At 63.1% G+C, this 26,456-nt stretch carries 22 protein-coding genes; 11 read left to right on the top strand and 11 right to left on the bottom strand.

Translation table 11 applies throughout. From position 1 onward, the window contains the following. Window positions 1-34: 34 nt before the first annotated feature. From bfr to EL191_RS17520, 3 genes are all read right to left on the bottom strand, one after another. A complete protein-coding gene (bfr, locus tag EL191_RS17530) occupies window positions 35-505 on the bottom strand; it encodes a bacterioferritin (protein ID WP_003462607.1) in 471 nt (156 codons plus the stop codon). Between the two features lie 270 nt (window positions 506-775). Beyond that, window positions 776-2,305, bottom strand: coding sequence for a glycerol-3-phosphate dehydrogenase (gene glpD / locus EL191_RS17525; RefSeq protein ID WP_041979725.1), 1,530 nt, complete (start codon window positions 2,303-2,305; stop codon window positions 776-778). A gap of 205 nt (window positions 2,306-2,510) precedes the next feature. Then, entirely contained in the window at window positions 2,511-3,269 is a 759-nt protein-coding gene (locus EL191_RS17520; protein WP_041979726.1) for a DeoR/GlpR family DNA-binding transcription regulator, read from the bottom strand. 98 nt (window positions 3,270-3,367) lie between these two features. Here EL191_RS17520 and ybaK point away from each other — a divergent pair, with 98 nt between their 5' ends. The 3 genes from ybaK (at window position 3,368) to EL191_RS17505 (ending at window position 6,344) form a co-directional block, all read left to right on the top strand. Next, window positions 3,368-3,838, top strand: coding sequence for a Cys-tRNA(Pro) deacylase (gene ybaK / locus EL191_RS17515; RefSeq protein WP_017362775.1), 471 nt, complete (start codon window positions 3,368-3,370; stop codon window positions 3,836-3,838). Between the two features lie 82 nt (window positions 3,839-3,920). Next, a complete protein-coding gene (glpK, locus tag EL191_RS17510) occupies window positions 3,921-5,408 on the top strand; it encodes a glycerol kinase GlpK (RefSeq protein WP_013716761.1) in 1,488 nt (495 codons plus the stop codon). A 129-nt stretch (window positions 5,409-5,537) separates the two neighbouring features. Beyond that, entirely contained in the window at window positions 5,538-6,344 is an 807-nt protein-coding gene (locus tag EL191_RS17505) for a PhzF family phenazine biosynthesis protein (RefSeq protein ID WP_041979727.1), read from the top strand. On the opposite strand, the gene EL191_RS17500 is transcribed toward EL191_RS17505, so the two are convergent. Both EL191_RS17500 and argF read right to left on the bottom strand, forming a co-directional pair. Further along, entirely contained in the window at window positions 6,345-7,451 is a 1,107-nt protein-coding gene (locus EL191_RS17500; RefSeq protein WP_041979728.1) for an ABC transporter ATP-binding protein, read from the bottom strand. It abuts the gene before it with no gap. Then, a complete protein-coding gene (gene argF, locus EL191_RS17495) occupies window positions 7,448-8,368 on the bottom strand; it encodes an ornithine carbamoyltransferase (protein WP_041979729.1) in 921 nt (306 codons plus the stop codon). The genes EL191_RS17500 and argF overlap by 4 nt, the downstream gene beginning before the upstream one ends. Before the next feature lie 358 nt (window positions 8,369-8,726). On the opposite strand from argF, the gene EL191_RS17490 reads away from it, so the two are divergent. Beyond that, a complete protein-coding gene (locus tag EL191_RS17490) occupies window positions 8,727-10,835 on the top strand; it encodes a molybdopterin oxidoreductase family protein (RefSeq protein ID WP_041979732.1) in 2,109 nt (702 codons plus the stop codon). A gap of 268 nt (window positions 10,836-11,103) precedes the next feature. Continuing rightward, entirely contained in the window at window positions 11,104-11,430 is a 327-nt protein-coding gene (grxD, locus tag EL191_RS17485; protein ID WP_013716756.1) for a Grx4 family monothiol glutaredoxin, read from the top strand. 61 nt (window positions 11,431-11,491) lie between these two features. On the opposite strand, the gene EL191_RS17480 is transcribed toward grxD, so the two are convergent. The 3 genes from EL191_RS17480 to EL191_RS17470 are packed head-to-tail and all read right to left on the bottom strand — an operon-like array spanning window position 11,492 to window position 14,593. Further along, complete coding sequence (locus EL191_RS17480; protein ID WP_041979733.1) at window positions 11,492-11,830, bottom strand: YdbL family protein; 339 nt, start codon at window positions 11,828-11,830, stop codon at window positions 11,492-11,494. Between the two features lie 11 nt (window positions 11,831-11,841). Next, entirely contained in the window at window positions 11,842-12,033 is a 192-nt protein-coding gene (locus EL191_RS17475) for a YnbE family lipoprotein (RefSeq protein WP_013716754.1), read from the bottom strand. 4 nt (window positions 12,034-12,037) lie between these two features. Next, window positions 12,038-14,593, bottom strand: coding sequence for a YdbH domain-containing protein (locus tag EL191_RS17470; protein ID WP_041979735.1), 2,556 nt, complete (start codon window positions 14,591-14,593; stop codon window positions 12,038-12,040). A 647-nt stretch (window positions 14,594-15,240) separates the two neighbouring features. On the opposite strand from EL191_RS17470, the gene EL191_RS17465 reads away from it, so the two are divergent. After that, complete coding sequence (locus tag EL191_RS17465) at window positions 15,241-15,492, top strand: SEL1-like repeat protein (RefSeq protein WP_013716752.1); 252 nt, start codon at window positions 15,241-15,243, stop codon at window positions 15,490-15,492. 66 nt (window positions 15,493-15,558) lie between these two features. Continuing rightward, a complete protein-coding gene (gene rmuC, locus EL191_RS17460; protein ID WP_041979737.1) occupies window positions 15,559-17,034 on the top strand; it encodes a DNA recombination protein RmuC in 1,476 nt (491 codons plus the stop codon). A gap of 28 nt (window positions 17,035-17,062) precedes the next feature. On the opposite strand, the gene EL191_RS17455 is transcribed toward rmuC, so the two are convergent. Then, a complete protein-coding gene (locus EL191_RS17455; protein WP_041979739.1) occupies window positions 17,063-18,010 on the bottom strand; it encodes an alpha/beta fold hydrolase in 948 nt (315 codons plus the stop codon). Window positions 18,011-18,301: 291 nt separating this feature from the next. On the opposite strand from EL191_RS17455, the gene EL191_RS17450 reads away from it, so the two are divergent. After that, a complete protein-coding gene (locus EL191_RS17450; protein WP_026042105.1) occupies window positions 18,302-19,111 on the top strand; it encodes a MerR family transcriptional regulator in 810 nt (269 codons plus the stop codon). 55 nt (window positions 19,112-19,166) lie between these two features. Here the strand turns inward: EL191_RS17450 and EL191_RS17445 are convergent, their stop codons facing one another. Beyond that, on the bottom strand, window positions 19,167-22,655 hold the full coding sequence (locus EL191_RS17445) for a hybrid sensor histidine kinase/response regulator (RefSeq protein WP_041979740.1): 3,489 nt from the start codon (window positions 22,653-22,655) through the stop codon (window positions 19,167-19,169). A 202-nt stretch (window positions 22,656-22,857) separates the two neighbouring features. Between EL191_RS17445 and EL191_RS17440 the strand changes: the two genes are divergently transcribed. Continuing rightward, entirely contained in the window at window positions 22,858-23,427 is a 570-nt protein-coding gene (locus EL191_RS17440; protein ID WP_041979741.1) for a GNAT family N-acetyltransferase, read from the top strand. A gap of 5 nt (window positions 23,428-23,432) precedes the next feature. Then, window positions 23,433-24,290 carry a helix-turn-helix transcriptional regulator gene (locus tag EL191_RS17435; protein ID WP_041979742.1) on the top strand — a complete coding sequence of 286 codons (858 nt, stop codon included), beginning with the start codon at window positions 23,433-23,435 and terminating at the stop codon, window positions 24,288-24,290. Between the two features lie 62 nt (window positions 24,291-24,352). On the opposite strand, the gene EL191_RS17430 is transcribed toward EL191_RS17435, so the two are convergent. Continuing rightward, on the bottom strand, window positions 24,353-25,690 hold the full coding sequence (locus EL191_RS17430; protein ID WP_041979743.1) for an imelysin family protein: 1,338 nt from the start codon (window positions 25,688-25,690) through the stop codon (window positions 24,353-24,355). A 189-nt stretch (window positions 25,691-25,879) separates the two neighbouring features. Between EL191_RS17430 and EL191_RS17425 the strand changes: the two genes are divergently transcribed. Then, on the top strand, window positions 25,880-26,452 hold the full coding sequence (locus tag EL191_RS17425; RefSeq protein ID WP_041979745.1) for a LemA family protein: 573 nt from the start codon (window positions 25,880-25,882) through the stop codon (window positions 26,450-26,452). Window positions 26,453-26,456: the final 4 nt, after the last annotated feature.

The following is a 26,456-nucleotide window of genomic DNA, read 5'->3' as shown; positions in this document are numbered from 1 at the left end:
CATTGGCTCCCGTTTCTTATCGAGCGGTTTGGACTCATTCGTCCATTTGCGATTGCAGGTAGTTCTGCAGACCGACGGCTTCGATCAGGCTCAGCTGGGTTTCCAGCCAGTCGATGTGATCTTCCTCGGAGCAGAGGATTTCTTCCAGCAGTTCGCGGCTGGCGTAGTCACCAATGCTCTCGCAATAGGCGATGGCAGCCTTGAGGTCGCCATGGGCCTTGTGCTCGATCTTCAGGTCGCACTCGAGCATTTCCTTGGTGTTTTCACCGATCAGGATCTTGCCCAGGTCCTGCAGGTTGGGAATGCCTTCGAGGAACAGGATGCGCTTGATCAGCTTGTCGGCGTGCTTCATCTCGTCGATGGACTCGTGGTACTCATGCTCGCCAAGCTTCTTCAGGCCCCAGTCTTCATACATGCGGGCATGCAGGAAGTACTGGTTGATGGCGACCAGTTCGTTACCAAGAATCTTGTTCAGGTGTTGAATGACCTTCTTGTCGCCTTTCATGACCGCTCCTGCTGTTTCAATGACCGTGGTGGCCTTGAATTTTCGGCCGCGTTTTTCTTTATGTCAAACCTAAGTGTTTGAAACATAAGTAAAAATAAAACCGAATAAGAATGTTTTTATTCCGCATCATGGCGCCAAGTTATTGAATTGGCGCAATAAAAAAGTTGTTCATAGTTCGGCGGAGACACAATTGGCTGAAAACCGTCGGTATTTTATTTTTCTGCACTCATAAAAAAGCCCCGCTTTGCGGGGCATTGGGGCACGCAGAATTCAGGCAGCGTGGGCCGAGTGTGGGTCGCGGCTGTTCAGGTAGTCCTGCAGGCGGGCCTGCTGAGCCTGCGTCATGAACAGCCCAAGCTTGCTGCGTCGCCAGAGAATGTCGGTGCTGCTCCGTGCCCATTCTTCGCGGCGCAGGTAATCCACTTCACGGGTGTAGAGGCCGGCGCCAAGGTGTTCGCCGAGGTCAGTCAGGTTGTGCACGTCTTCGAGCAGGCGCCAGGTGCGGCTGCCGTAAGACGTGGCCCAGCGTCTGGCCAGGTTGGAAGGTAACCAGCCATGACGCTCGCAAAGTGCTTCGACCAATGCACTCTGGCTTTGCAGATCCTCACCTCCTGGCAGCGCAGCACTGGCCGTCCAGCTCGGGCCGAGGTTCTTGAAGTAGGGCGCCAGTTGCTGCATGGCTGACTCGGCCAGCTTGCGATAGGTGGTCAGCTTGCCGCCGAACACCGAGAGCAGTGGCGCTTCTCCAGGCGTGCCGGAGAGCGACAATGTGTAGTCGCGGGTGATGGCTGAAGGCTCGTCGGACTCGTCATCGCACAGCGGGCGTACGCCGGCGAAGCTGTGCAGGACGTCGGCCTGGCTGAGTTGCTGTTTGAAGTGGTCATTGACCACCTTGAGCAGGTAATCGGTTTCCTCGGCGCTGATCGCCACTTGAGCAGGGTCGCCTTGGTACTCGCGATCGGTGGTGCCGATCAGGGTGAAACGCTCCAGATAGGGGATGGCGAAGACGATGCGGCGGTCTTCGTTCTGCAGAATGTAGGCCTGCTCGCCCTCGTATAACCGTGGCACGACGATATGGCTGCCCTGGATCAGGCGGATGCCATACGGTGACTGCTGCTTGAGATCTTCACGGATGAAGCGCGCGACCCACGGGCCGGCGGCGTTGACCAGCGCACGGGCGCGGATCGACAGCAGGCTGCCGTCGCTGCGCTCCAGGTGGATATGCCACAGGCCCTTGCTGCGTCGGGCGCTGACGCAACGCGTTCGAGGGTGGATGTGCGCGCCCTTTTCCCGGGCCGCCATGGCGTTGAGTACCACCAGACGGGCATCGTCCACCCAGCAATCGGAGTATTCGAACCCGCGGCTGATTTCTGCTTTAAGCGGGCTGCCAGCACCGAAGCGCAGGCCGCGCGAGGCGGGCAGGCGCTCACGTTTACCCAGGTGATCGTAAAGAAACAGGCCGGCACGGATCATCCAGGCTTGACGCAAGTGCGGGCGGTGCGGCAGGACGAAGCGCATCGGCTTGACGATGTGCGGCGCCTTGGCCAGCAACACTTCGCGCTCGGCCAGGGCCTCGCGCACCAGACGAAACTCATGGTGCTCCAGATAGCGCAGGCCACCATGGATCAGCTTGCTGCTGGCAGACGAGGTGTGGCTGGCCAGGTCATCCTTTTCGCAAAGGAACACCGACAGGCCGCGACCGGCTGCATCCGCCGCGATGCCCACGCCATTGATGCCACCGCCAACGACGGCGAGGTCATAGACTTCCGCAACGGGGCTGGTAAATGGATCGTGGGGCATGTGGCACGCTCGGCTATTGGATTCGAATGTGTTTATGTTCACTTTCGAAAATATGCTAGACGAAGATGCGCTGCTTCGCTACCTCAGCACGCGATTGCGCGCCGAGCGGTAGGGAAGGATCGGTTTTTTTGTAGGGGAGGTGTGATCCACCGAGACGTTGCTGGCAGGTTGCACCCGCCCTACGCGATAGCCGTCGAGAGGCCAGTCAGACCAGATCGAGCTGGACCTTGTGACTATGCAGCAGGCGGGTAATGGCGGCCGAGGGTGCGCTGTCGGTGAAGACGCGGTTGACCAGGGCAATGGAGCCCAGGCGCACCACGGCGTTACGTCCGAACTTGCTGGAGTCGGCTGCGAGGAAAACCTGTCGCGCATTGTCGATGATGGCCTGTGAAACGCGGACTTCCTGGTAGTCGAAATCGAGCAAGCTACCGTCGTCGTCGATGCCGCTAATGCCGACGATGGCGTAATCGACCTTGAACTGCTGGATGAAATCCACCGCGGCCTGGCCGACGATGCCGCCATCGCTGCGCACCGTGCCGCCAGCTACCAGCACCTCGAAATCGGCCTTGGCGCTGAGCTGGGCGGCGACGTGCAGGTTGTTGGTGATGATCTTCAGGCCCTTGTGATTCTGCAGTTCGCGGGCAATGGCTTCGGTGGTGGTACCGATGTTGATGAACAGCGAGGCGTGATCGGGAATCTGCGCCGCCACGGCCTCGGCGATACGTTGCTTCTCCTCGCGCATCTGCCCGGCGCGCATGCCGTAGGCGGTATTCTGAATGCTCGAGGCTTCGCAGGCGGCACCTCCATGGGTGCGGCGCAATAGGCCGTGTTCGGCCAACTGATTGATGTCGCGGCGAATGGTCTGCGGGGTGACGGCGAACGCTTGGGCCAGTTCGTCGATGCTGACGTAGCCGCGCTCGCGGGCGAGATTGAGGATGTCCTGCTGTCGGGGAGCGAGATTCATGAGCGCTTCCTGTGATGGTCACCCATTATAGGCTGTAGATGCGGAGGATTTCGGCCTGTTAATGTAGGACATCTTTCACAGCGTTTTCACATTCGAACATGACTCCTGCAATCGATCTGTTGAAGAAGGCCAAGGCCGAACACCGTGTGCACAGTTACCAGCACGATCCCAAGGCGCCGTCCTATGGGCTGGAAGCAGCGGAAAAGCTGGGGCTGGCGCCCGAGCGCGTGTTCAAGACCTTGCTCGCGGCTACCGAGAAGGGCGAGCTGTTGGTGGCCGTGGTGCCGGTGGCCGGTAGCCTAGACCTCAAGGCGCTGGCGACGGCAGCCGGGGCGAAGAAGGTCGACATGGCCGACCCGACAGCCGCGCAACGTGCCACCGGCTACCTGGTCGGCGGCATCAGTCCGTTGGGACAGAAGAAGCGCCTGCGTACCTTCATCGACGAGTCGGCGCGCCTGCATCCCACCATTCATGTCAGCGGTGGTCGACGCGGGCTGGAGCTTGAGCTCTCGGCCGACACCCTGGCCCAGCATACCCAGGGACACTTCGCCGCTATCGGCAAAGCCTGAGTCGCGCAGTATGCTGCAAGCAAAATAAGTCATCCTGCGGTCAACTGCAGCGATCGTTGGCAATAACAACAAGGAACCTTGCATGTCTCAATACCTGCTAGCCATCGACCAGGGCACCACCAGCTCCCGCGCCATCATCTTCAGTGCTCAGGGCTTGCCGGTGGCGCGTGCTCAGCAGGAATTCAAGCAGTACTTCCCGCAGGATGGCTGGGTCGAGCACGACGGCCAGGAGATCTGGCTGTCCACGCTCAAGGTCTGCCGTGACGCCATCGCCAGCAGTGGTCTGCAGCCTGAGGCGATCGCCGCCATCGGCATCACCAACCAGCGCGAAACCACGCTGGTCTGGGATGCCAAGACAGGCACGCCCATCCACCCGGCCATTGTCTGGCAGGATCGCCGCACCGCCGACTATTGCGCCGGGCTCAAGGAGCAAGGCCACGAGGCAATGGTCTCGGCCAAGACCGGCCTGCTGATCGATCCGTATTTCTCCGCCACCAAGTTGCGCTGGATTCTGCGCAACGTGCCCGGCGCGCAGGAGCGGGCAGAGCGCGGTGAGCTGCGTTTCGGTACGGTCGACAGCTTCCTGCTGTGGCGCCTGACCGATGGCAAGGTGCACCGCACCGACGCCAGCAATGCGTCGCGCACACTGATGTTCAACATCCATACCCAGCAGTGGGACGAGGAGCTGCTCGAGCTGTTCGGCATTCCCGCCGGCCTGCTACCCGAGGTGCTCGATTGCGCCGCCGAGTTCGGTCATACCGAGCGCGAGCTGCTCGGCGCCAGTATCCCGGTGTTGGGTATGGCCGGAGACCAGCAGGCAGCCTTGATCGGTCAGGCCTGCTTCGAGCCGGGCATGGTCAAGAGTACCTATGGCACTGGCTGCTTCATGATTCAAAACACCGGTGAGCAACCGGTGACTTCGAAGAATCGCCTGCTGACCACGGTGGGCTACCGGCTCGATGGCAAGGTCACCTACGCGGTGGAGGGCAGCATCTTCGTTGCCGGCGCCGCCGTGCAGTGGCTGCGCGACGGCATCAAGCTGATCAGTCATGCGCGCGAAAGCGAGGCCCTGGCCGAGGCAACAGGGGAAGCCTGCGGTGTGTTTCTGGTGCCGGCCTTCACCGGCCTGGGCGCGCCTTACTGGGACCCGAAGGCACGTGGTGCGATCTTCGGTCTGACTCGTGATACCGGGATCAAGGAGATCGTCACCGCCGGCCTGCAGTCCGTTTGCTACCAGACCCGCGACCTGCTCGAAGCCATGCGCCAGGACGGTGCGGCGGCGCCCAGCGCGCTGCGCGTGGACGGCGGCATGGTGGAGAACAACTGGGTCATGCAGTTTCTTGCCGACATCCTCGGCGTCAGTGTCGAGCGGCCCGAGGTCACCGAGACCACTGCACTCGGCGTTGCCTATCTGGCAGGGCTGAAACTCGGGCTGTATCGCGACCTCGAGGCCATCGCCAGTCACTGGCATCGCCAGCAACGTTTCGAGCCGCGGATGAACGACGCGCATCGCGAGCGTCTCTACGCCGGCTGGCTGGATGCGGTAAAGCGGGTGCGCAGCGAGCCCTGACGCTTTCCAGCGTCGCAGGAACTCCGCTTCAGCCGCGAGACCCTGGGCATCTGGAAAACAGCAACTGTACCTGTTGCAGGTGACCTGGCGCAGGCATGCTGGCGTTTCTGATCTGGCCAGGAACGCATCATGCCGCTCGAATTTCATCAAGTTGACGCCTTTACCGACCAACCTTTCGCGGGCAATCCCGCCATGGTCTACCGCCTGGATGCCTGGCTGGACGAGCCTTTGATGCAGCGTATCGCCGCCGAGCACAACCTGGCCGAGACGGCGTTCGTGATGAAGGAAGAGGCGGTCTGGCATATCCGCTGGTTCACCCCGACCAGCGAGGTGCCGCTGTGTGGCCATGCGACCCTGGCCAGCGCCAAGGTGCTGTTCGATCTCTATCACGAGGCGGGCGACGTACTGCAGTTCACCTGCAAATCCGGCGCGTTACGGGTAACTCGCCAGGGCGAGCGGCTTGAGCTGGATTTCCCTGTGCGTCCGGCGGGGCCGGTGGCTGCGTCGTTGCAGGCGGATGTCGAGCGCGCGCTGGGGCAGCCCGCGCAGCAGGTGTTGGCTCTGCTCAATGCCGATGGCAGCGTCCAGGAATTGATGGCGGTGCTGGCGTCCGAGGCGCAGGTGCGTGGCTTCACTCCCGATCTGCCGGCGCTGGCCGCACTGCCGGGCCTTGGCGTGCTGGTCACCGGAGCGGGCGAGCGGCATGACTTCGTCTCGCGATACTTCGCACCTGCCATCGGCATCGCCGAGGACCCGGTGACCGGTTCGACTCACTGCATGCTGGTGCCGTACTGGTCTGAACGCCTGGGGCGCACCGAGCTCAACGCTTTTCAGTGTTCGGCACGCGGTGGCGAGTTGCTCTGCCGTCTGGACGGCAGTCGGGTGAAGATCGCGGGCCACGCGCGGCATATCGCCAGCGGCCAGCTGATGCTCTGATTAGTTGCTGCTGACCCGGCGCACGCCGCCGGAGTCGCTCAGTTGCAACTGCGCCGCCACGCTGCCCAGGGCCGGGAAGGCTACCAGGTGATCGGCGGCGATGCGGATGCCCACCTCGTCGCCTGGCTGGTGGTCGGCATGGCTGGGGAAAATCGATTCCAGTTGGCTGCCGGTGGGCAATTGCAGGCGATACAGGGTGGCGGCGCCGAGGAAGGTCTTGCCGACGATGCGCGCCTTCAGGCCGCTACCTTCATCCGCAACGATGTCATCCGGACGCAACAACACATCCACCGCGCTGCCTTGCGCCCAGGTGTAGGCGCGATTGCCGCGTATCATGCCGAGCTCGGTCTGTACCGTATCCGGGCTGAGCAGCTGGCCGCGAATGAAGTAACCCTGACCGATAAAGCTGGCGACGAAGGGCGTCAGTGGCTCGTGGTAGAGGTTGAAGGGCGTATCCCACTGCTCCAGACGACCGCCCTGGAACACGCCGACATGATCGCTGACCGCGAAAGCCTCTTCCTGATCGTGGGTGACCAGAATGGCGCTGGTGCCGCGGGTCTTGAGGATATCGCGGACCTCGTGGCTCAGGCGCCGGCGCAGCTCGCCATCGAGGTTGGAAAAGGGTTCGTCGAGCAGCAGCAGCTTCGGCTCCGGCGCGAGGGCGCGGGCCAGGGCGACACGTTGTTGCTGCCCGCCGGAAAGCTCGTGCGGGTAGCGCTTGGCCAGGTTGCCGAGCTTGACCAGTTCCAGCAGCTCCTGAGTGACGCGCTCGGCGTTGGCTTGCTTGCGTATGCCGAAGGCGACGTTCTCCGCCACGCTGAGGTGGGGGAACAGGGCGTAATCCTGGAACACCATGCCGATGTGGCGTTTCTCCGGCGCCAGGGTGAAACCAGCGCGGGAGATGATTTTACCGTCGAGCTCGATCTCACCTTCGAGTACCGGCTCGAAACCGGCGATGGCGCGCAGCGTGGTGGTCTTGCCGCAGCCGGAAGGGCCCAGCAGGCAACCAATATCGCCAGCGTTGAGGTGCAGGTCGAGATCCTGCACCACCTTATGGCTGTGGTAGCCGCAGTTCAGCCCGCGTAGCTGCAGCAGCGGCTGGCTCATGCGTGGTGATACGCCGGCTCGACCAGCAGTTCGAGCAGCGCCTTCTGCGCGTGCAGGCGGTTCTCGGCCTGGTCCCAGGCAACCGAGCGCGGGTCGTCGAGCATGTCGATGCTGATTTCCTCTCCGCGATGCGCCGGCAGGCAGTGCATGAACAGCACATCCGGTGCAGCGTTATCGAGCAGTGCAGGGGTGACCTGGTAAGGGCGGAACAGCGCCATGCGCTGTTCGGCTTCGTCTTCCTGGCCCATGGAGGCCCATACATCGGTGCTCACCAGATGCGCGCCGGCCACGGCTTCGCGCGGGTCACGCAGCACCTGCACGCGGTCACCGGCCAGCGCGAGGAAGCGTGCGTCCGGCTCGTAGCCCTCAGGGCAGGCGACCTTGAGCTGGAAGTCGAACTGAATCGCCGCTTCGATATAGGAGTTGCACATGTTGTTGCCGTCGCCGATCCAGGCCACCGTTTTGCCGGCGATGCTGCCGCGATGCTCGAGGAAGGTCTGCATGTCGGCCAGCAACTGGCAGGGATGCAGGTCATCGGACAGACCGTTGATCACCGGCACTTTCGATTTGGCGGCGAATTCGGTGAGGTTGCTGTGGGCGAAGGTACGGATCATCACGGCGTCGAGCATGCTCGACATGACGATCGCCGCGTCGCCGATCGGTTCGCCACGGCCCAGCTGGGTGTCGCGCGGCGAGAGGAAGATGGCCTGGCCACCGAGCTGGATCATGCCGGCTTCGAACGACAGACGGGTGCGGGTCGAGGCCTTCTCGAAGATCATACCCAGCACGCGATTCTTCAGCGGCTCGAACAGCACGCCGCGGTTGCGCAGGTCCTTCAGCTCGATGGCTCGGCGGATCAACCCCACCAGTTCGTCCGGTGTGTAATCCATCATCGAGAGGAAGTGTCTGACGCTCATCGTTAACTACCTTTATCACTACAGTTCGCAAGCCTGTGCCCGGTGACAAAACCGACAAAAACAGCAGAGCTTGCGGCAGGAGGCCGCAGGGTGCGACGAAACAGGGGAAGGCGCGATCCTATAAGGAAATGACGAGACGGCGCAAGTTGCCGCCCGCGAGCGCGCAGAATCCTGTTTTACAAGCTTTTTTGCCAAAGCTTTGGCGCCAGCGATATCGAAGACTTCAGCGCCTGGATCGGCACCCATGATGCCTGCCGATTCACGGGACGAACGCTGCTGGCGTCGCTCCCATGCTCGGCCCATAGTGCGAAACCTGCGACCTGACCGGTCGTCTCGGATCAGAACAAGAGGCCAGGCCATGACCAAGTCCCTCCATTACCGTGCGTGCCACCTGTGCGAAGCCATCTGCGGCCTTGCCATCGAAACCGAAACCCAGCCGGATGGCACCTTGCAGATTCGCTCGATCAAGGGCGATGCCCAGGACAGCTTCAGCCGTGGCCATATCTGCCCCAAGGCGGTGGCGCTGCAGGATATCCAGAATGACCCTAATCGCATTCGCCAGCCCATGCGGCGCATCGGCGAGCAGTGGCAGGCCATCGGCTGGGATGAGGCGTTCGAGTTGGTGGCCGAGCGCCTGAGCGCGATCCAGGCCGAGCATGGACAGAGTGCGGTGGCGGTTTACCAGGGCAACCCCAGCGTGCACAACTATGGGTTGCTGACCCACAGCAACTACTTCCTTGGCCAGCTGAAAACCCGCAATCGCTTCTCGGCCACCTCGGTCGATCAGTTGCCGCACCATCTGACCAGTCTCCTGATGTATGGCCACGGCCTGCTGATCCCGATTCCCGATATCGATCACACCGACTTCATGCTGATCCTCGGCGGTAACCCGCTGGCCTCCAACGGCAGCATCATGACCGTGCCGGACGTGGAGAAGCGCCTGAAGGCCATCCAGGCTCGTGGCGGCAAGCTGGTGGTCGTCGACCCACGTCGCAGTGAAACCGCGGCCATTGCCGACCAGCACCTGTTCGTGCGGCCCGGCAGCGATGCCGCGCTGCTGCTGGCGCTGCTCAATACCCTGTTCGAGGAGGGCCTGACCCGCGACAGCCATCTGCCGGTGGAAGGGTTGGAGCAGGTGCGCGCGGCGATCGCCGGCTTCCACGCTGAGGCGATGAGCGCGCGCTGTGGCGTGCCGGCTGAGACCATTCGGCAACTGGCGCGTGATTTTGCCGCAGCCGACAAGGCCGTCTGCTATGGCCGTATGGGCGTTTCTACCCAGGCTTTCGGCACGCTGTGCCAATGGCTGGTACAGCTGATCAACCTGGTGACCGGCAATCTGGACCGCGTCGGTGGGGTGCTTTGCACTTCGCCGGCGGTCGATCTGGTGGCGAGTACTTCCGGTGGCCATTTCAACCGCTGGCAGAGCCGGGTATCCGGGCTGCCGGAATACGGCGGTGAGTTGCCAGTTTCGGCGCTGGCCGAAGAGATGCTCACCCCCGGTGAAGGGCAGATCCGCGCGCTGGTCACGGTAGCCGGCAACCCGGTGCTGTCGACACCCAACGGTCGCCAACTGGAGCGGGCGTTGGACGGCCTGGACTTCATGCTCTCGGTGGATTTCTACATCAACGAGACCACCCGTTACGCCGACCTGATCCTGCCGCCGACCGCGCCGCTGGAGCATGATCACTACGACACCACCTTCAATGTGTTCGCCGTGCGCAATGTCACCCGTTTCAACGAGGCGGTGCTGGCCAAGCCGGACGGTGCACTGCACGACTGGGAAATCTTCGTCGGTCTGGCCAAGGCCTTTGCCGCGCGCAATAACCTGGAGCTGAAGCCGACCATGGCGCCGGAACAGATGATCGACATGGGGCTGCGCTTCGGCGCCTATGGTGATCGCAGCGAGCACAAGCTCAGCCTGGCCAGCTTGCGCGAGCATCCCCACGGGCTCGATCTGGGGCCTCTGCAGCCGAACCTGGCGGCACGCCTGAAAACCCCGAGCAAGACCGTGCAGGCGGCGCCCGAACCGTTGCTGGCGGACCTGTCGCGCTTTGCCGGGCAGGAGCAGCCTGGTGCCCATGAACTGCTGCTGATCGGCCGCCGTCATGTACGCAGCAACAATTCCTGGATGCACAACTATCACCGTTTGGTGAAGGGCAAGCCGCGTCATCAGTTGCTGATGAACCCGGTGGATCTGGCCAGTCGCGGCCTGGCCGATGGGCAGCGCGTACGGGTGCGTTCGCGCGTCGGCAGTATCGAGGTGGAAGTCGCGGCCAGCGACGAGGTGATGGCCGGTGTGGTCAGTTTGCCGCATGGTTGGGGCCATGCCCGCCCGGGCGTGCGACTGGACATCGCGCAGGCCCAGCCCGGTGCCAGCGCCAATGACCTGACCGACGAACGCCGCCTCGATGTACTGTCCGGCAATGCAGTGCTTAACGGCGTGCCGGTTGAGGTGGTGGCTGCGTAACGACCTGCTGCGCGTCGGCCCTGCTGCGTTAAAAACAGGCTCGGACTGCTCATTTACAACTTGTAAAGTCGAACGCGACTCCGACCGCTCCTCGCCTGTTTTGACCAGCCGGAGGCTGTTACTAACGTAGCGCCTTGCATGGCTCTAGCTCGCTAGGTCGTAAACAGTTCTGGGGATGACGGCAAGGCCGAGCATTATGCTCGGCTTTTCGCTACAATCGCGCCACCGTGGCGACCGTCGGGTCGCGAAGTCTATGCTGAGGTGCCCCATGGATATCATCGAAACCATCAAAGAGCAGATCGCCAACAACACCGTTCTGCTGTACATGAAAGGCTCGCCCAACGCCCCGCAGTGTGGCTTCTCTGCCCGTGCTGCGCAGGTGGTGATGGGCTGCGGCGAGAAGTTCGCCTATGTCGACATCCTGCAGAACCCGGAAATCCGCGCCAACCTGCCGAAGTACGCCAACTGGCCGACCTTCCCGCAGTTGTGGGTCGGTGGTGAGCTGGTCGGCGGTAGCGACATCCTCACCGAGATGTACGAGAAGGGCGAACTGCAGACCCTGATCAAGGATGCCGTGAGCAAAGCCGGCGCCTGATCGCTGCGCTCGCAAAAAAGAACCCGCCTAGGCGGGTTCTTTTGTTTCTGCCGCAGGCTTTTTACTTCTGCAGCCACTGGCCGTTCAGCTGGATGAACTGGCCCTTGGGCGTGCGCTCGATGGCCTTCTTGCCGGCGATGGCTTCCACGTCGCTCAGGCTGATGCCGTTGTCCTTGGCCACCTTCTGGTATTCGGCGCGGCGCGCCTGGTTGATCAGATGGGCGATTTCGTCGGCCTGACCGCCGGATTTGACCACGCCCAGATAGCCATTGGGCTGCTCGCCCAGTTGGCCGCTGGCCTTGGCGTCGCCCAGGGCGCTCATGGCCTGGTTGAGGTTCAGCGCATAGGCCGGCAGGCTCAGGGTCAGTGCCAGCAGCAGTGTCGAAAGGTATCGAATCATCATGCTTCTCCTTAGAAGAGGCCACTGTCTTCGTTGAAGACATTGTCCAGCGCCTTGTCCACCTTGATGTAGATCTCGTGCTCGACCTTGACGTTGAGGTTGATGTTGATCGGCTCGTTGGGCATGGCCAGCTGCACCGTCGGGGTACAGGCCTGGCACAGCAGCCCCAGGCTAAGGGCTGCGAGGAGGCGGTACGTGCGCATCGCGCTACTCCTTGGTTTCTTGGGGGACACGCTGGCGCATCCGTTGCTGGATCCGTTGCTGGATGATGTCGCTGACCTTGTCGGTCAGTTGCAGGCTCGCCAGCAGGGTCGGAATGTCTTCTTCCAGATTGATGTTGAAGTGAATCGGGCGGCCCTGTTCGATGGCCGGGTTCTGTCCATGTAGACGCATACCGAGACGCAGTGTGCCGGACTGATCGTAGTCGAGGCTACTGCTGAGCAGATCGTAGTGGAAGTCTTCCAGCGCATCGGTGACCAGCTTCATACCCGGGTTGGTCTGACCCATGGCGCGGATGCGTGGCGAGTGAAAGCGCAGGCGGCCGCCCGGAGTGCGCGCTTCGATCAGCCCCTGCTCGATGCTGAGCGTTTTGCCCAGGCGCAGCGGCAAGGTTCCATCGAGCAGGCCATTGCCTTCCAGCCCTTCGGCCGGATAGACGCGAAACAGCTCCTGCAGGTCCAGGCCACTGAGCTTTAGCGGCAGCAACTGGGTGGATTGATCCAGCGCCCAGGTCGCCGGTTCCAGGCGCAGGCTGCCGCCAAGAATGCCTAGCTCCGCACGCTGATGGCTGAGTTTGCCGGCCATCGGATGTTGCAGGCTGGCCTGATAGTTGGCCTGCAATTGCAACGGGCCTAGGGCAATGCCGGGATCGATCTGTTTGGCACTGAGGCTCGGCAGTGCCAGCGTCAGGCGATCGCCCGCCAGTTGCAGGTGCAGTTCGCCGTCCACACCGCTCAGCGTGCTGCGATCGTAGATACCGGCCAGGCCCTTGCCGCTGAGCTGCGCCTTGAGTTGCAGGGGCTTGTCGCTGGGCATATTCAGGCTGGCGTCGGCCTGGATGCGGCCATTGTCCAGGGTCAACAGTGGCGGCCAGTTGGCCAGGGTTTGCGCCAGCGGGTTACCGGCACGTAGGAAAAGTTCGTCGAGCGTGGCGTTCAGCGTCAGCCCATCGGCTGTGTTGTTCAGGCCTAGGGCCAGGCTAAGGCCGGAGTCGACCAGCAGGGCGCCATCGAGTTTCTGGTGGGCGTCGTCGGCCTCTATCCGGCCTTGCCATTGCCAGCCCTGGGCCTGCAATTGGGGATGCTGCAGATTCTGCACGCGCAGCGTCAGCGGGCCGGACAGCCTCGGCGCATGGGGTGCGCCGGCCATGCCCAGGCCGTCGAGGGACAAGCGAACCTGTCGCAGGTCCAGATCGGTGCCGCGCAGGCGCTGGATCTCCAGCCTTGAGTGGGCGGCCAACGCGAGTTGCAGCTGTTGCGCCGTGACATTGCCAGACAGCTCGAGATTCAGCTGCAGACCATCGGCTCGATTGTTGCCCAGATCCACGCGTTTGCTGCGGGCGTCGAGCTGCAACTGGCGCACCTCGAGCGCCCAGTCGCGCGATTGCTGCAGGCCAAGCTCGGCGTTGGCCTGCATTTCTAGCGCCCCCTCTCCGGCGAGGCTCAGTTGCAGGGCCAGTTCGTTATCCACGCGGCTCTCCAGCGGCTGCAGTTGCAACTGCAGATGGTTTGCCCGAAGGCCGCTTGGCAGCGCGGCCAGCCAGGGCGCGTCGCGGATATCGAGATGCAGGTCGCCGTGCAATTTGCGGGCTTGCCACAGGCCGGTGGTGTTGAGCAGGTCGAGCTGCAGTTCACCGCTGATCAGACCGAGGCCGGGCATGGGCCAGGGTTGCGGCAGTTGGGCGTCGACACGTAGCCATCCAGGCGCGACCAGCAGATCGCCTAGCTGGCGGGTGGTCTGCGGCAGCTGCAATTGCCACTGGGCGATGATGCCGGCTTGCTGCGGCGTCGCTGGCAGGTTGGCCGTGTCCAGTGGTGTCCATTCGCTCAGCCAGGCAGCGACCCAGGCGATTTCCTGCAGCGGTGCCAGTAGCAGGTCGCCGTTCCATTGCAGTGCATCGCCCTGAGCGGCCAGGTCGCTGCGCAGTTCCAGTTGCTGCTGTTCATCGAGGTGCAGGGTCAGTTGCAGTTGGCGCGTGCTGTCCAGTGCACCATCGAGGCCCTGCAAGTGTGCTTGCAATAGCGCATTGTGGTTTTCGCGTAGCAGCCGCAAACGCAGTTGCAAGGTGTCGTCTAGACGCAGCAGGTCGAGCTCGCCGTCGAGTACGCAGCGGCCGCTGCTGCAAGGCAGTTGCGCCTGGACGTCATCTAGTTCGATCCGCCTCGGCAGCCAGGGCAGGGCGTTGAGCATCGTCCGAAGGTTGGCGTCCAGCCTGCTGTCTGCCGGGGGCTGCGCCTGCGAATCCGCCGGTAGCCAGTCCACTCGCAGAGTCTGCGCAGTCAGGCGGTAGCGCGGCGCCTCGTTGGCCAGCCATAGCAGTTGAAGTTGCTTGGCATGGGCCCGCAATTCACCCTGGTCGCGCTGCATCAGGTTCACCTCATGCAACTGCAGGCCACGCCAGGTGAGGGTGAAACCCTGCCAGTCCAGCTCGATATGCTGTTCTTCCAGCAACTGCTGAACGCGATAGCCCACATAGACGGCCAGTAGCGACAGCAGCGCCGGAATCGCTATGCAGATGCTCAGCCAGAAACGCCGGCGGCTCATGAGTTCTCCTTGCCAGGTGCCGTTGCGGGACGGTACCCCATGCTCCGGAGGGTGCCAAGTTGATCTGTGGCGCTGAATTTGCTGTGCGCATGGTCATGCGCCCTTGCTGTGCAAAACCACCTGCACGAGCGCGCCTGGGTGCTGGATTGACCATGACCGTTTCGCTGGGCTGGGACCCGGCTGCCGGTATGGCTGCCGCAGCCCGCATAAGTGCCGCAATAGCCATTTGAATGCCCCGAAACAGAGCGCTGCGCGGATATGTCGCAGCGAGTTGTGCACAAAGCTGAAGCAGCCTGTCACATCACTGTCAGAAACGCCGCTAAGCGTTTGATTTCTCGTGGCTGATTTTTAAGTCAATGAAAAATATGAAATTTTTTCATTGGTGAAAAAATCGACAGTTTGTCTGGGAGTCCCGAAACATCGGGCCTGGCACCTCTTTCGCCCAAGTTGTTCACTGAGTTATCCACAGCTTCTGTGGATTGTGAAGGAACTCTTTTCGGCCTCGGCAATCCGTCCGCCAGGCAAGGCTTTACCTTCGGCAAAAAAGGAGTAGAGTGGCGCGCCCCGGCAGTCACCCCCCTTTATTTATGCCTCGCGCTTTACCTTCTTCATCCTCCGTAACCCGCTCCGGTTCTTCTCGTCTGCCCATGCGTGTCGCGCTATGGCTGCTCGACAGTCCACGTCTGGGGCAAACGCCCAGCGTCAAGCGAATCGCCGGCAACTTGCTCAAGCAGCCCGCGCGCAAAGGTTGCGTGCAGGCGCAAAGCCGCCTGGGCCAACTGCTCTGCCGCGACTGTGGCAACACCCGCGACCGTCGTATCGGTTATGAATTACTGCGCCAGGCCGCTCGTGCCGGCGACCGCGGTGCTCAGCTGGAGCTGGAGCGCCTTTCACGCTGAGTGCGTGCTGGCCCCGTGTGAATCGCCGGCTGGGTATACTGCTCGTCGGTCCAACATGGAGCGTCTATGCCAATCGATCCCCTTTCTCTTGCCGTCGGTGCAGTCGTCGCGCTGGTGCCGCTGTTGGCGGCGCTCTGGTCACTGCAACGCCGGCTGACGCGCGAACAAGGTGAGCAGGCGCTGCTGCAGGAACGCCTGGAGCATGCCCAGCTAAGCCAGGCCGGCCTGCTGGCGCAACTCGACGCCTGCCGTGCGGAACTGGCCGAGGTCAGTGAGATCAAGGTAGACCAGCAGACCGAGCTGGCCGGCCTGCGCCGTGAGAACGAACTGCTGCAGCAGGAACGGCAGATCGCCCGCGAGGCCGCGCAATCCTGGAACCAGCAACGCGAGCGTAACGAAGCCGAGCTGCGCCGTCTGACCGCAGAATGCGCGGCGCTGGCGGCTGAGCTGCAGGAGAACCGCGACAACCAGCAGCAGCGTCTCGATGACCTGCAGGGCGCACGCAACGAACTGCGCGCCCAGTTCTCCGAGTTGGCGACGAAAATCTTCGATGAGCGCGAGCAGCGTTTCGCCGAGACCAGCCAGCAGCGCCTCGGTCAGTTGCTCGACCCGCTGAAGGAGCGCATCCAGGCGTTCGAGAAACGTGTCGACGAGAGTTATCAACAAGAGGCGCGCGAACGCTTTTCCCTGAGCAAGGAGCTGGAGCGCCTGCAGCAACTCAACCAGCGCCTGGGCGACGAGGCAACCAACCTGACGCGTGCGCTCAAGGGGCAGAAGACCCAGGGCAACTGGGGCGAGCTGGTGTTGGAGCGTGTGCTGGAGCATGCCGGCCTGGAGAAGGGGCGGGAATACCAGACCCAAGTCAGCCTCAAGGGTGCAGGTGGCGAGCGTTTCCAGCCTGACGTGCTGATCCGTCTACCCGGCGACAAGCAGGTGATCGTCGATGCCAAGGTTAGCCTCAGTGCCTACCAGCAGTATGTCTCTGCGGTGGACGAGCCGATTCGCCAGCAGGCGCTCAAGCAACATCTGATCTCACTGCGCAGCCACCTCAAGGGCTTGTCCGGCAAGGACTACCAGCGCCTCGAGGGCCTGCACAGCCTGGATTTCGTCCTGCTCTTCGTGCCGATCGAGGCCGCTTTCGCAGCAGCGCTGCAGGCCGAACCGGACCTGTTCCAGGAAGCCTTCGAGCAGCAGGTGGTGATCGTCAGCCCGACCACCTTGCTGGCGACCTTGCGGGTGATCGACAGCCTGTGGCGCCAGGAGCGCCAGGGCCAGAACGCGCGCGAGATCGCCGAGCGCGCCGGCCAGCTGTACGACAAGTTTGTTGCCTTCGTTGCCGACCTGGACGAAATGGGTAATCGCCTGCAGCAACTGGACAAGGCCTATGCCAGCGCGCGCAACAAGCTGGTCGACGGCCGTGGCAACCTCGTTGGCCGTGTGGAAAACCTCAAGCTGTTGGGCGCCCGGGCGAGCAAGAGCCTGCCGGGCGAGTTGCTCGAACGCTCTGCCGATCTGCCGGCATTGGACGAACTGGGCGAGTGAGCGGCCGTCGCCCCTTGTAGCCGCGTCGCTAGTTCGGGTTACCTTCCGGTCGGTCCGAGCGAGCGCGGGCCTGTTCGAGTCTGTTCACGTAGTCGCGCAGCCAGCCGGCTAGCGCAGTGGGTTCGGCCAACAATTGCCAATGGCCGGCGCTGACTTCTCGACGAGTCAGCAGTGGCGCCCAGTGCTGCAAATCCTCGAATAGCTGCGGACGCACGAAGCGGTCTCTCAGCGGCACGATCAGTTGCACCGGTACGCGGGTGCTGCGCGAGCGCGGTCTGAACAGACTGCGTATGAAGTTGGCGCGGTACAACTGCACCCCGCGCATGCCGTCGCTGCGCTGCGTCGGGCTCGGCGGCAGGCTGCGCACGCCTTCGAGACGCCGCAGCAGCCTGGGCCAGGCCCGATCCAGGCCCAGGCGCCAGCCCAGTTCCGGTAGCAGCGGGATGTGGAAGAAGGCGATGTACCAGGAGCTGAGCAACTGTCCCAGCGCCTGCAACAGCGCCTCAGGCCGACGCAGGCTCAAGCGCTCGCGCATCCAGTGGCCGACATGGTCGAGGCAAGGGCCGGAGATGCTGGTGTAGGACGCCAGCAGCGGCTGGATACGCGGTTCGGTCACAGCCTCCCAGCTCTGAATGGAACCCCAGTCATGGGCGATCAGGTGCACCGGACGACCCGCACTGGTGGCCTGTACCACTGCTTCGAGGTCGCGTCCCAACTGCTCCAGGCGGTAGTCGCGCAGGCGCTTCGGCACTGCGGACGCTCCAAAGCCGCGTACATCGTAAGCGACGATTCGGTAGTCGCCGGCCAGCTCACGGATCAGCGGCCGCCAGATCTCATGACTGTCCGGATAGCCATGCACCAACAGCAGGGTCGGGGCATCAGCCTTGTCCCAGATGTAGGTGCGCAGGCGCAGGCCATCGCTATCGATATCCAACAGGTGCGGTGGCCGCTCATGAGGCAGCAGCGGAGCGTTCATCGCGGAAGGCCGAGTGGGTGGACGAGCAAAGGCATGGCAGGCTCCAGAACATGACGATTACATTTTCTGATGTAATCGTCATTGTTGTGCGCCGTACGCCTCTTGCCTAGCCGTCGCAAGGCGTGGCGCTGTCGTGTTACGGCGTTACCTGACGGGCTGCGCTGCTCTGCAACGGCATCCTGAGTGATCACCCGAGGGTTCTTGTATGGGGGCGGTCAGGTGCAGAACCAGCCCTTGGTTGGGGCCAGCGCAACGGTTGGCGAGGGCCTGGCCCGCGACTATGATCGGCGCATGACTGAGATTTCCATGTTCTTCCAGCGCCTGCTTGGCAACGCTGCGTCCGAGGCGGCGACGGCTGCCGAATACACCGTCGACGAGTTGGCCCGGGCGGCGCAGACCACCGTGCGCAACGTGCGTGCCTATCAGGACCGCGGATTGCTGCCGCCACCTGAGCGGCGCGGACGAGTGGGCATCTATGGCGCTGAGCACCTGGCGCGCCTGCGTCTGATTGGCCAGTTGCTGGAGCGTGGCTACAGCATCGCCAGTATTCGTGAGCTGTTCGATGCCTGGGCCCAGGGCCGCGACCTCGCTCACGTGTTGGGGCTCGACCAGGCCATTCGTGGGCCTGGTGAACCCGAGCAGCCAGGACGCCTGGAGTTCGCCGAGTTGCAGGCAATTTTCGGTGATGGCCTGGATGATGCGCTGATCGACCGTGCCCAGGCCATGGGCCTGCTGCAATTTGCGGGTGACCACCTCAGGGTGCCCAGCCCGCGCCTGTTCGCCGCGGGCGTCGAGCTGTACCGCGCCGGCATCCCGCTGCCGGCGCTACTCGATGAGCTGGAGTCGATTCGCCGGCACGTCGAACAGGTATCCACCGGTATCGTGCAGATGATTGTCGGGCACCTGGTCAATCCGCTGCTGCAGAGTTCGCTGCCCCGTGCCGATCAGCTGGAAGGGCTCAGCGCCCAGCTGCTGCAGTTGCGCCCGCTGGTCGAACAGGTGGTCGAGGCAGAGCTGGCGCGCGGCCTGCCGGTGGCCGCCAACCGTGAGCTGAGCGAGCGTGTGCACCAATTGCTGCAGGGCTTCCTGCAACGCGGTTAGTGCCCCATATGCACGAGCTTCCCGGCGAGGTTCGCGTCCTGGCGACCTCCCGTCGCTAACCGCGCAAGATCAGATGACGGCTGAGCAGGGCGCGCAGGGCAGCCGGCTTGACCGGCTTGGGCAGGTAGTCGAGGCCGGCGGCATGCACTTCGGCAACCAGCTCAGGACGCCCGTCGGCGCTGATCACCACGCCGGGCACGGGTTCGCCCATACGGGTGCGTAGCCAGGCCATGAGCTCGGTGCCGGTCTCGCCCTCGTCGAGGTGATAGTCAACCAGCGCCAGTTGCGGATGCACGTCCTCGCTGAGCAAATGTTCGCACTCCAGGCGGTTGCGCGCCGTCCATACCTGGCAGCCCCAACGCGAGAGCAGGCTGTACATGCCGGTGAGGATGCTGTCCTCGTTGTCGATGCAGATCACTTGAGTGCCCTGCAGCGGTTGGCCATCGACTACCGATGCGCTGGTGCCTTGTGGTTTCGGCGCCGGTTTTCTCACCAGCGGCACGCTGACGCTGAATACGCTGCCCTTGCCCGGCCAGGAGCGCACCTCCAGGCGGTGAGCAAGCACGCGGCACAGGCCGTCGGCAATCGCCAGGCCCAGGCCCAGGCCTTTCTCGGCGCGGGTCTGGTGGCTATCCAGGCGCTTGAACTCCTCGAATATCACCTTGCGCTTGTCCTCGGGGATGCCCATGCCGCGGTCCCAGACCTCCAGGCGCAATTGCTCGCCTTCGCGGCGTACGCCCAGCACCACGCGTCCCTTGGCATAGCGGAAGGCGTTGGTCAGGAAGTTCTGCAGCACCCGGCGCAGCAATTTGATGTCGCTGTCGATCCATTGCCGGCTGCCATGCACGCGCAGATCGATGCCCTGTTCGGCAGCCAGCACGCCGAACTCGGCGGAGAGGGTGTCGAACAGGCTGGACAGGGCGAAGGGATGGCGATCGGGCGTGATCCGCCCGTTCTCCAGGCGCGAGATATCCAGCAGGTCGGTGATCAGATCTTCGGCTGAGCGCAGCGAGCTGTCCAGGTGCCTGACCAGCTCCTGGGCTTCGCTGGGCAAGGCTTCATCCTGATGAGCCAGTGCCGCGGAGAACAACCTGGCGGCATTGAGCGGTTGCATCAGGTCATGGCTGACTGCAGCGAGAAAGCGCGTTTTCGACTGGTTGGCGGCCTCGGCATGGGCTTTGGCCTCGGTCAGTGCCTGGTTCAGTTTCGACAGTTCGAAGGTCCGTTCGGCGACCCGCTGTTCGAGGCTTTCGTTGGCGTCCTTGAGGGCGCGTTCGGCTTCGCGGAACTCGGTGATATCGGTGAAGCTCATGACGAATCCACCGCCCGGCATGGGATTGCCGATCAGCTCGATCACCCGGCCATTGGGGAATACCCGTTCATAGCTGTGGGCGGTGCCCTGACGCATCCAGTACAGGCGCTTGGCGACGTTCTCTTCGACATTGCCGCCACCGAGCATGCCGCGTTCGGCGTTGAAGCGGATGATCTCGGCAATCGGCCGCCCCACGTAGATCAGGCCTTCGGGGTACTCGAACAATTCCAGGTAGCGATGGTTCCAGGCCACCAGGCGCAGGTTCTGGTCGACCACGCTGATGCCCTGGGTGATGTTCTCGATCGCTCCCTGCAGCAAGGCACGGTTGAACTGCAGCACTTCACTGGCTTCGTCGACGATACGCACCACATCCTCGACCTGCATCTCGCGGCCTTCGATGGCGGCCTTGACCACTGCGCGGGTCGACGATGCACCGAGTACGCCAGCGAGCAGGCGCTCGGTATGCGCGATCCATTCGCTATTGGCCGGCTGGTTGGGATCGAAGTCCTTGCCTTTGCCCTGGCGCAGGGCGAAGCGGGTGAAGCTCTGGCGCGCACGTTCCTCGCCGACGAAACGGCTGGAGAGCATCAGCAGGTCGGCCACCTGGACTGCCAGCAGGCTGCGGCCGCTGGGCTTGGTGCCCAGGTCATGGCCGATGAAACGCCCAGCCTGCCAGTGCTCGGAAACCCGGGTTCGGGAGAACCAGGAAACCCAGGCGAACAGCAGCATGTTGCCAGCCAGTGACAGCACCACGCCGCGCGTCAGCGGGTCGACCTGCAGGCCGATGGGGGCGTAGAGCAGGGCGGTGAGCCCGGGGAAGCTGTCCAGCGACCAACCCATGCCACGTGCCGCCAGCGGCAGCACCAGGGTGTAGAACCAGAGCATGGCGCCGAAGATCAGGCCGGCGAATACGCCACGACGGTTGGCCTGCTTCCACACCAGCGCGCCGAACATGGCCGGCGCCAGCTGGCCGATGGCGGCGAACGAAACCTGGCCGATGGTCGCCAGGCTGGTGCCTTCACCGAGTAGGCGATAGCAGACGTAGGCCAGCAGCAGAATCAGCACGATGCTGACGCGGCGGGCGGTGAGCATCCAGTGGCGAAACGCCTCGAACGGCCGCTCGGTGCTCTGCCGGCGCAGCAGCCAGGGCAGCAACATGTCGTTGGAAATCATGGTCGACAGCGCAACCGAGGCGACGATCACCATGCCGGTGGCTGCCGAGGCGCCGCCGATGAAGGCCAGCACCGCGAGCCCCGGATGGGCTTCGGCCAGCGGCAGACTGATGACGAAGGAATCTGGTGTGATGCCGGCTGGCAGCAGCATCTGGCCGGCCAGGGCGATAGGGACGACGAACAATACGGCCAGCACCAGATAGGCCGGGAATACCCAGCGCGCCAGGCGCAGGTCCTTGGGTTCGATGTTTTCCACCACGGTGACGTGGAACTGCCGCGGCAGGCAGACGATGGCGATCATGGCCATGCCGGTCTGCACCAGCATCGCCGGCCAGTTCACCGCCTCGTTCCAGAAGTCGTCCAGCTCGGCGGTGTTGTGTGCCTGCTCCAGCAGGTCGTTGAAGCCGTTGTACAGGCCGAAGGTGACGAATGCGCCGACGGCCAGGAAGGCCAGCAGCTTGACCAGCGATTCGAAGGCGATGGCCAGCACCATGCCGCGGTGGTGCTCGGTGACGTCGAGGTTGCGTGTGCCGAACAGAATGGTGAACAGCGCCAGCGCCAGCGATACGATCAGCGCGGTGTCCTGGGCGCTGGTACCGGTATCCTGGGCGTGCACGCCAATTAGCAGATTGACACCGAGCACGATGCCCTTGAGCTGCAGGGCGATGTAGGGCAGCACGCCGACCAGGCAGATCAGGGCTACGACGATGGCCAGCGACTGCGACTTGCCGTAACGCGCGGCGATGAAGTCGGCGATCGAGGTGATGTTCTCCTGCTTGCTGATCATCACCATCTTCTGCAGCACCCAGGGCATGGTCAGCAGCAGGATGATCGGACCGAGGTAGATCGGCAGGAACGACCACAGTTGTTCGGCTGCCTGGCCGACGGCGCCGAAGAAGGTCCAACTGGTGCAATAGACCGCAAGCGACAACGAGTAGACCCAGGCGCGGACTTTCGGCGGCATCGGCGCACTACGGCGGTCGCCATAGAAGGCGATGGCGAAAAGAATGGCCATGTAGATCAGGGCGACCGCGGCGATCAACCCGGGGGACAGCGACATGCAGACTCCGAAACACGCAGTGGAACGAAACAGGACGAAACGATGTTGATCAGTGTTGCACAAAGCCGGACGCTGTCGGCTGCGACCAAGGTCGCAGCCAAGCAGGTGTGCTTTGCGACGGGGCTCGATTGTGCAGCAGCGCAGGGCCTGATAGCTTGGTCGGTTTGCGATTCTGCCCAAGGACGGACCCGAGGAAGCCTCTATGTTCAAGCCGCAGCTGGTGACTTTGCAACGTGGCGCTTTGCGCCTGGAACCGCTCTCCGATGCGGATATCCCGGCGTTGGTAGCGTTGGCCGAGGCCAATCGCGAAGAGCTGCTGTACATGAGCGGTACCCAGCGGCTGGACTGGTACCGCAGCGCCCTGGCCGATCTGCGCGAGCAGCGCGCACTGCCGTTCGTCATTCGCCTGGGTGACGAGTTGGTGGGCACCACCCGTTTCGCCGATTTCATGAACACCCTGCCGGCCTGCGAAATCGGCTGGACCTGGCTCGACCGCAATCAGTATGGCAGCGGCCTGAACACCACCATCAAGTACCTGATGCTCAGGCACGCCTTCGACAACTGGGGCATGGTCCGTGTGCAGCTGAAAACCGCTGCCAGCAACCAGCGCTCGCAACGTGCCATCGAGAAACTGGGTGCTGTCCGTGAGGGATTGCTGCGCAACCATCGCCGGCTGGCCGATGGCCGTCTCGACGATACCGTGCTGTACAGCATCACCGATCTGGAGTGGCCGGCGCTGCGAGAGGCGATGGAGGCGGGCTTCGGCGCCTGAGCTGCATGCAAGCCCGCGAGCAGACCCGCTTCTGGCAGGCATCCGCGTTGAGCGGAGTCGAGCTGTTGCAGGCTCGCTACCTCGAACAACGCTTCGCGCCTCATGTCCATGAGGGCTTCGTCTTCACCGTGATCGAGCACGGTGCGCAGCGTTTTCACCACCGTGGCAGCGACCACCTGGCGCCACAGGGCAGCATGGTGCTGATCAACCCGGACGAAGTGCACACCGGTTCCAAGGCGCACGAGGATGGCTGGCGCTATCGCGGCTTCTATCCGGGTAACGATCAGGTGCTGGGGGCGCTGCAGGAACTGGGCCTGGCTAAGACGGGCATGCCGTCGTTTTCCTTCAGCGTGCTGCATGATCCGCAGTTGCACAGCGCCTTCCTGCAACTGCATCGCCTGCTCGACGGCGGCGCCGAAGCACTGCAGCAGCAACTGGCCTGGCGCGAGGCGATTCTGCTGCTGTTCCAGCGTCACGCCAGGCTTGCCGAGCCAGCTGCGCCCGGACGTGAGCCCTGGGCCGTAGCCTGTGCCAAGCAGATGCTCGCCGACCGCCTGATCGAGCCGCCGTCCCTGGAAGAGCTGGCGGCTGCGGTCAACCTTTCACCTTTCCACTTCGCCCGGGTGTTTCGCCGTGCGACCGGTCTGCCGCCGCACGCCTGGCTCAAGCAGCGTCGTCTGGAACAGGCGCGGGCGTTGCTCAAGACCGGCTGCACGGCGGTCACCGTGGCGACGCAGCTGGGTTTTGCCGACCAGAGCCACCTGTCACGACAGTTCAAGCAGGTCTATGGCGTCAGCCCTGGCGAATATCGTAGCGCCGTGGCACGGATTGTGGCTGAGGGCGCGCCCCCTGGCGAACGGTGACAGTCAGCATAAAAAAGCCGGCGCTCCTTGCGGAGGCGCCGGCTTTTCAACCCGCTGTCCGATCAGAATTCGTGATCGGCGGTGTCCGGGTTCAGGTCGCTGATGCCCAGCTTGCCCGCTGCCTGCTCGATGGCGCCGGTCTGCTTGACCAGGGCTGCGATGGCGTCACGAACAAGTTGCTGGCCTTCGGCGTTTTCCGCTGCGATCAGCTGGTCGAAGTGCACGTTGTTCTTCTCGGCGCTGTCGACCAGGGCCTGCAGTTTGGCTTCGGTTTCCTGCAGGTCGGCCTTGAGCGTGGCATCGGCCTGGGCGTCGGCCTTGGCGACCAGCTCGGACAGGCTCGGGCCGGTCAGGGTGGTGCCGTCGGCTTTCTTGTATTCGCCCAGGTAAACGTTGCGAATGCCTTTGCCGTTGTAGAAGTGCGAGTTGTGGGTGTTGTCGCTGAAGCAATCGTGCTCGTCTTCGGTGGAGTTGGCTTCCAGCGCCACTTTCATGCGCTCGCCAGCCAGCTCGCCGAGGGACAGGCTGCCCATGCCGAACAGCATCTTGCGCAGGCCGTTCTCGGCGGAATCGGCGACCAGCTCGCTGCGGTAGTTGCCTTCCACGCCGTCTTTCCACTGTTCGACCATTTCATCCAGATCGCTGACCAGCAGGTCGGTGGCGGCTTTCAGGTAAGTGCGACGACGCTCGTTGTGACCACCGGTGGCGCCTTCGCCGACCAGGTAGTCGGTGTAGGGGCGCTCGCCGGCGCCAGGGTTGGTGCCGTTCAGGTCCTGGCCCCAGAGGAGGAATTCGATGGCGTGGTAGCCAGTGGCGACGTTGGCTTCGGAACCGCCCAGTTCGTTCAGGCTGGCCAGCAGCTCGCCGGTGATCTCGCTGACATCGATCTTGTCTTCACCGACCTGAATCTCGGTGTTGGCGATGATGTTGGCCTGCGCGCCCGGGTTGCCCAGCGCGTGCTGGTAATCGTCGGCGACATAGTCGATCAGGCCTTCGTCCAGCGGCCAGGCATTGAGCTGGCCTTCCCACTCGTCGACTACCGGGTTACCGAAGCGGAACACTTCGGTCTGCATGTACGGCACGCGCGCGGCCAGCCAGGCTTCACGGGCGGCTTTCAGGGTCGCTTCGCTCGGATCGGCGAGCAGCGCATCGACTGCAGCCTGCAGTGCCTTGCCGGTGCTCGCGGCGTCGCTGAACACGGCCAGGGCGAGATCGGCGTAATGATTGACCACGGCCTTCGCCGCTGCCTCGTCGACCTTAGCCGCGGTGGCTGGAGCCGCGCTCTCGGTGGCGGCGGCAGGCGCTGCAGCCTGGGTGGCAGGGGCTTTGTCTTCGCCGCAGCCAGCGAGAGAAATGGCGATGGCCAGCAGGCTGGCGGAGGCCAGGGGCATACGAATCATGGCGGAGTCCTTTGCATGTACGAATGTGGACGGTACGCAGGGGTACCTGAAAAACCGCAACATAATGCAAATGTTTCGCATTATGTGTAAAGGCCATTATTCATCCTTGTGCAGGATATCGCTGCCCAAGGCCATCGCTGCCGCTAGAATGCCAGCACCTGATACGCAGTTCTGCATGGAGAAAACTGCATGAGCCTGACCGCTGTGATCGTTATCGTCGTCCTCGTCCTGCTCGGCGCCTACGCGGTGTCCCTCTACAACGGCCTAGTGCGCCTCAAGCATGGAGTGAGCAAGGCCTGGTCGAACATCGACGTGCTGCTCAAGCAGCGTCATGACGAATTGCCCAAGCTGGTGGAAACCTGCAAGCAATACATGCAGTACGAAGGCTCGACTCTGGAGCGGGTCATCGCCGCACGTAGCGCTGTGGCCAGCGCCCGCGAGCAGCAGGATGTCAGTGCCCTGGGCAAGGCCGAGAGTGGCCTGCGTGCCGGCCTCGGCCAGCTGTTCGCACTCGCCGAGAACTACCCTGAGCTGAAAGCCAACGACAGCTTTCAGCACCTGCAGCAGCGCATCAGCGGATTGGAAAACGGCATCGCCGATCGCCGCGAGCTCTATAACGAGGCGGTCAACCTCAGCAATGTGCGTATCGAGCAGTTCCCCGACGTGATCATCGCGCGCATGTTCAACTTCCCGGCTGCCGAATTGCTGGTGTTCAGCGATGCGGAAAAAGCCGATGTAGATATGAAGTCGCTATTCAATTGAGCAT

Origin of the sequence: Pseudomonas mendocina, assembly GCF_900636545.1 — a bacterium.
In the GTDB taxonomy this organism is placed as follows: Bacteria; Pseudomonadota; Gammaproteobacteria; order Pseudomonadales; family Pseudomonadaceae; genus Aquipseudomonas; species Aquipseudomonas mendocina.
Note: the sequence above shows the minus strand (reverse complement) of the source record. Positions and strands in the feature narration are given on the sequence as shown.

What these genes read in the sequence shown, in the direction of transcription:
- bfr (WP_003462607.1), bottom strand. Translation starts at nt 505, where the DNA reads ATGAAAGGCGACAAGAAGGTCATTCAACACCTGAACAAGATTCTTGGT.
- glpD (WP_041979725.1), bottom strand. Translation starts at nt 2,305, where the DNA reads ATGCCCCACGATCCATTTACCAGCCCCGTTGCGGAAGTCTATGACCTC.
- EL191_RS17520 (WP_041979726.1), bottom strand. Translation starts at nt 3,269, where the DNA reads ATGAATCTCGCTCCCCGACAGCAGGACATCCTCAATCTCGCCCGCGAG.
- ybaK (WP_017362775.1), top strand. Translation starts at nt 3,368, where the DNA reads ATGACTCCTGCAATCGATCTGTTGAAGAAGGCCAAGGCCGAACACCGT.
- glpK (WP_013716761.1), top strand. Translation starts at nt 3,921, where the DNA reads ATGTCTCAATACCTGCTAGCCATCGACCAGGGCACCACCAGCTCCCGC.
- EL191_RS17505 (WP_041979727.1), top strand. Translation starts at nt 5,538, where the DNA reads ATGCCGCTCGAATTTCATCAAGTTGACGCCTTTACCGACCAACCTTTC.
- EL191_RS17500 (WP_041979728.1), bottom strand. Translation starts at nt 7,451, where the DNA reads ATGAGCCAGCCGCTGCTGCAGCTACGCGGGCTGAACTGCGGCTACCAC.
- argF (WP_041979729.1), bottom strand. Translation starts at nt 8,368, where the DNA reads ATGAGCGTCAGACACTTCCTCTCGATGATGGATTACACACCGGACGAA.
- EL191_RS17490 (WP_041979732.1), top strand. Translation starts at nt 8,727, where the DNA reads ATGACCAAGTCCCTCCATTACCGTGCGTGCCACCTGTGCGAAGCCATC.
- grxD (WP_013716756.1), top strand. Translation starts at nt 11,104, where the DNA reads ATGGATATCATCGAAACCATCAAAGAGCAGATCGCCAACAACACCGTT.
- EL191_RS17480 (WP_041979733.1), bottom strand. Translation starts at nt 11,830, where the DNA reads ATGATTCGATACCTTTCGACACTGCTGCTGGCACTGACCCTGAGCCTG.
- EL191_RS17475 (WP_013716754.1), bottom strand. Translation starts at nt 12,033, where the DNA reads ATGCGCACGTACCGCCTCCTCGCAGCCCTTAGCCTGGGGCTGCTGTGC.
- EL191_RS17470 (WP_041979735.1), bottom strand. Translation starts at nt 14,593, where the DNA reads ATGAGCCGCCGGCGTTTCTGGCTGAGCATCTGCATAGCGATTCCGGCG.
- EL191_RS17465 (WP_013716752.1), top strand. Translation starts at nt 15,241, where the DNA reads ATGCGTGTCGCGCTATGGCTGCTCGACAGTCCACGTCTGGGGCAAACG.
- rmuC (WP_041979737.1), top strand. Translation starts at nt 15,559, where the DNA reads ATGCCAATCGATCCCCTTTCTCTTGCCGTCGGTGCAGTCGTCGCGCTG.
- EL191_RS17455 (WP_041979739.1), bottom strand. Translation starts at nt 18,010, where the DNA reads ATGAACGCTCCGCTGCTGCCTCATGAGCGGCCACCGCACCTGTTGGAT.
- EL191_RS17450 (WP_026042105.1), top strand. Translation starts at nt 18,302, where the DNA reads ATGACTGAGATTTCCATGTTCTTCCAGCGCCTGCTTGGCAACGCTGCG.
- EL191_RS17445 (WP_041979740.1), bottom strand. Translation starts at nt 22,655, where the DNA reads ATGTCGCTGTCCCCCGGGTTGATCGCCGCGGTCGCCCTGATCTACATG.
- EL191_RS17440 (WP_041979741.1), top strand. Translation starts at nt 22,858, where the DNA reads ATGTTCAAGCCGCAGCTGGTGACTTTGCAACGTGGCGCTTTGCGCCTG.
- EL191_RS17435 (WP_041979742.1), top strand. Translation starts at nt 23,433, where the DNA reads ATGCAAGCCCGCGAGCAGACCCGCTTCTGGCAGGCATCCGCGTTGAGC.
- EL191_RS17430 (WP_041979743.1), bottom strand. Translation starts at nt 25,690, where the DNA reads ATGATTCGTATGCCCCTGGCCTCCGCCAGCCTGCTGGCCATCGCCATT.
- EL191_RS17425 (WP_041979745.1), top strand. Translation starts at nt 25,880, where the DNA reads ATGAGCCTGACCGCTGTGATCGTTATCGTCGTCCTCGTCCTGCTCGGC.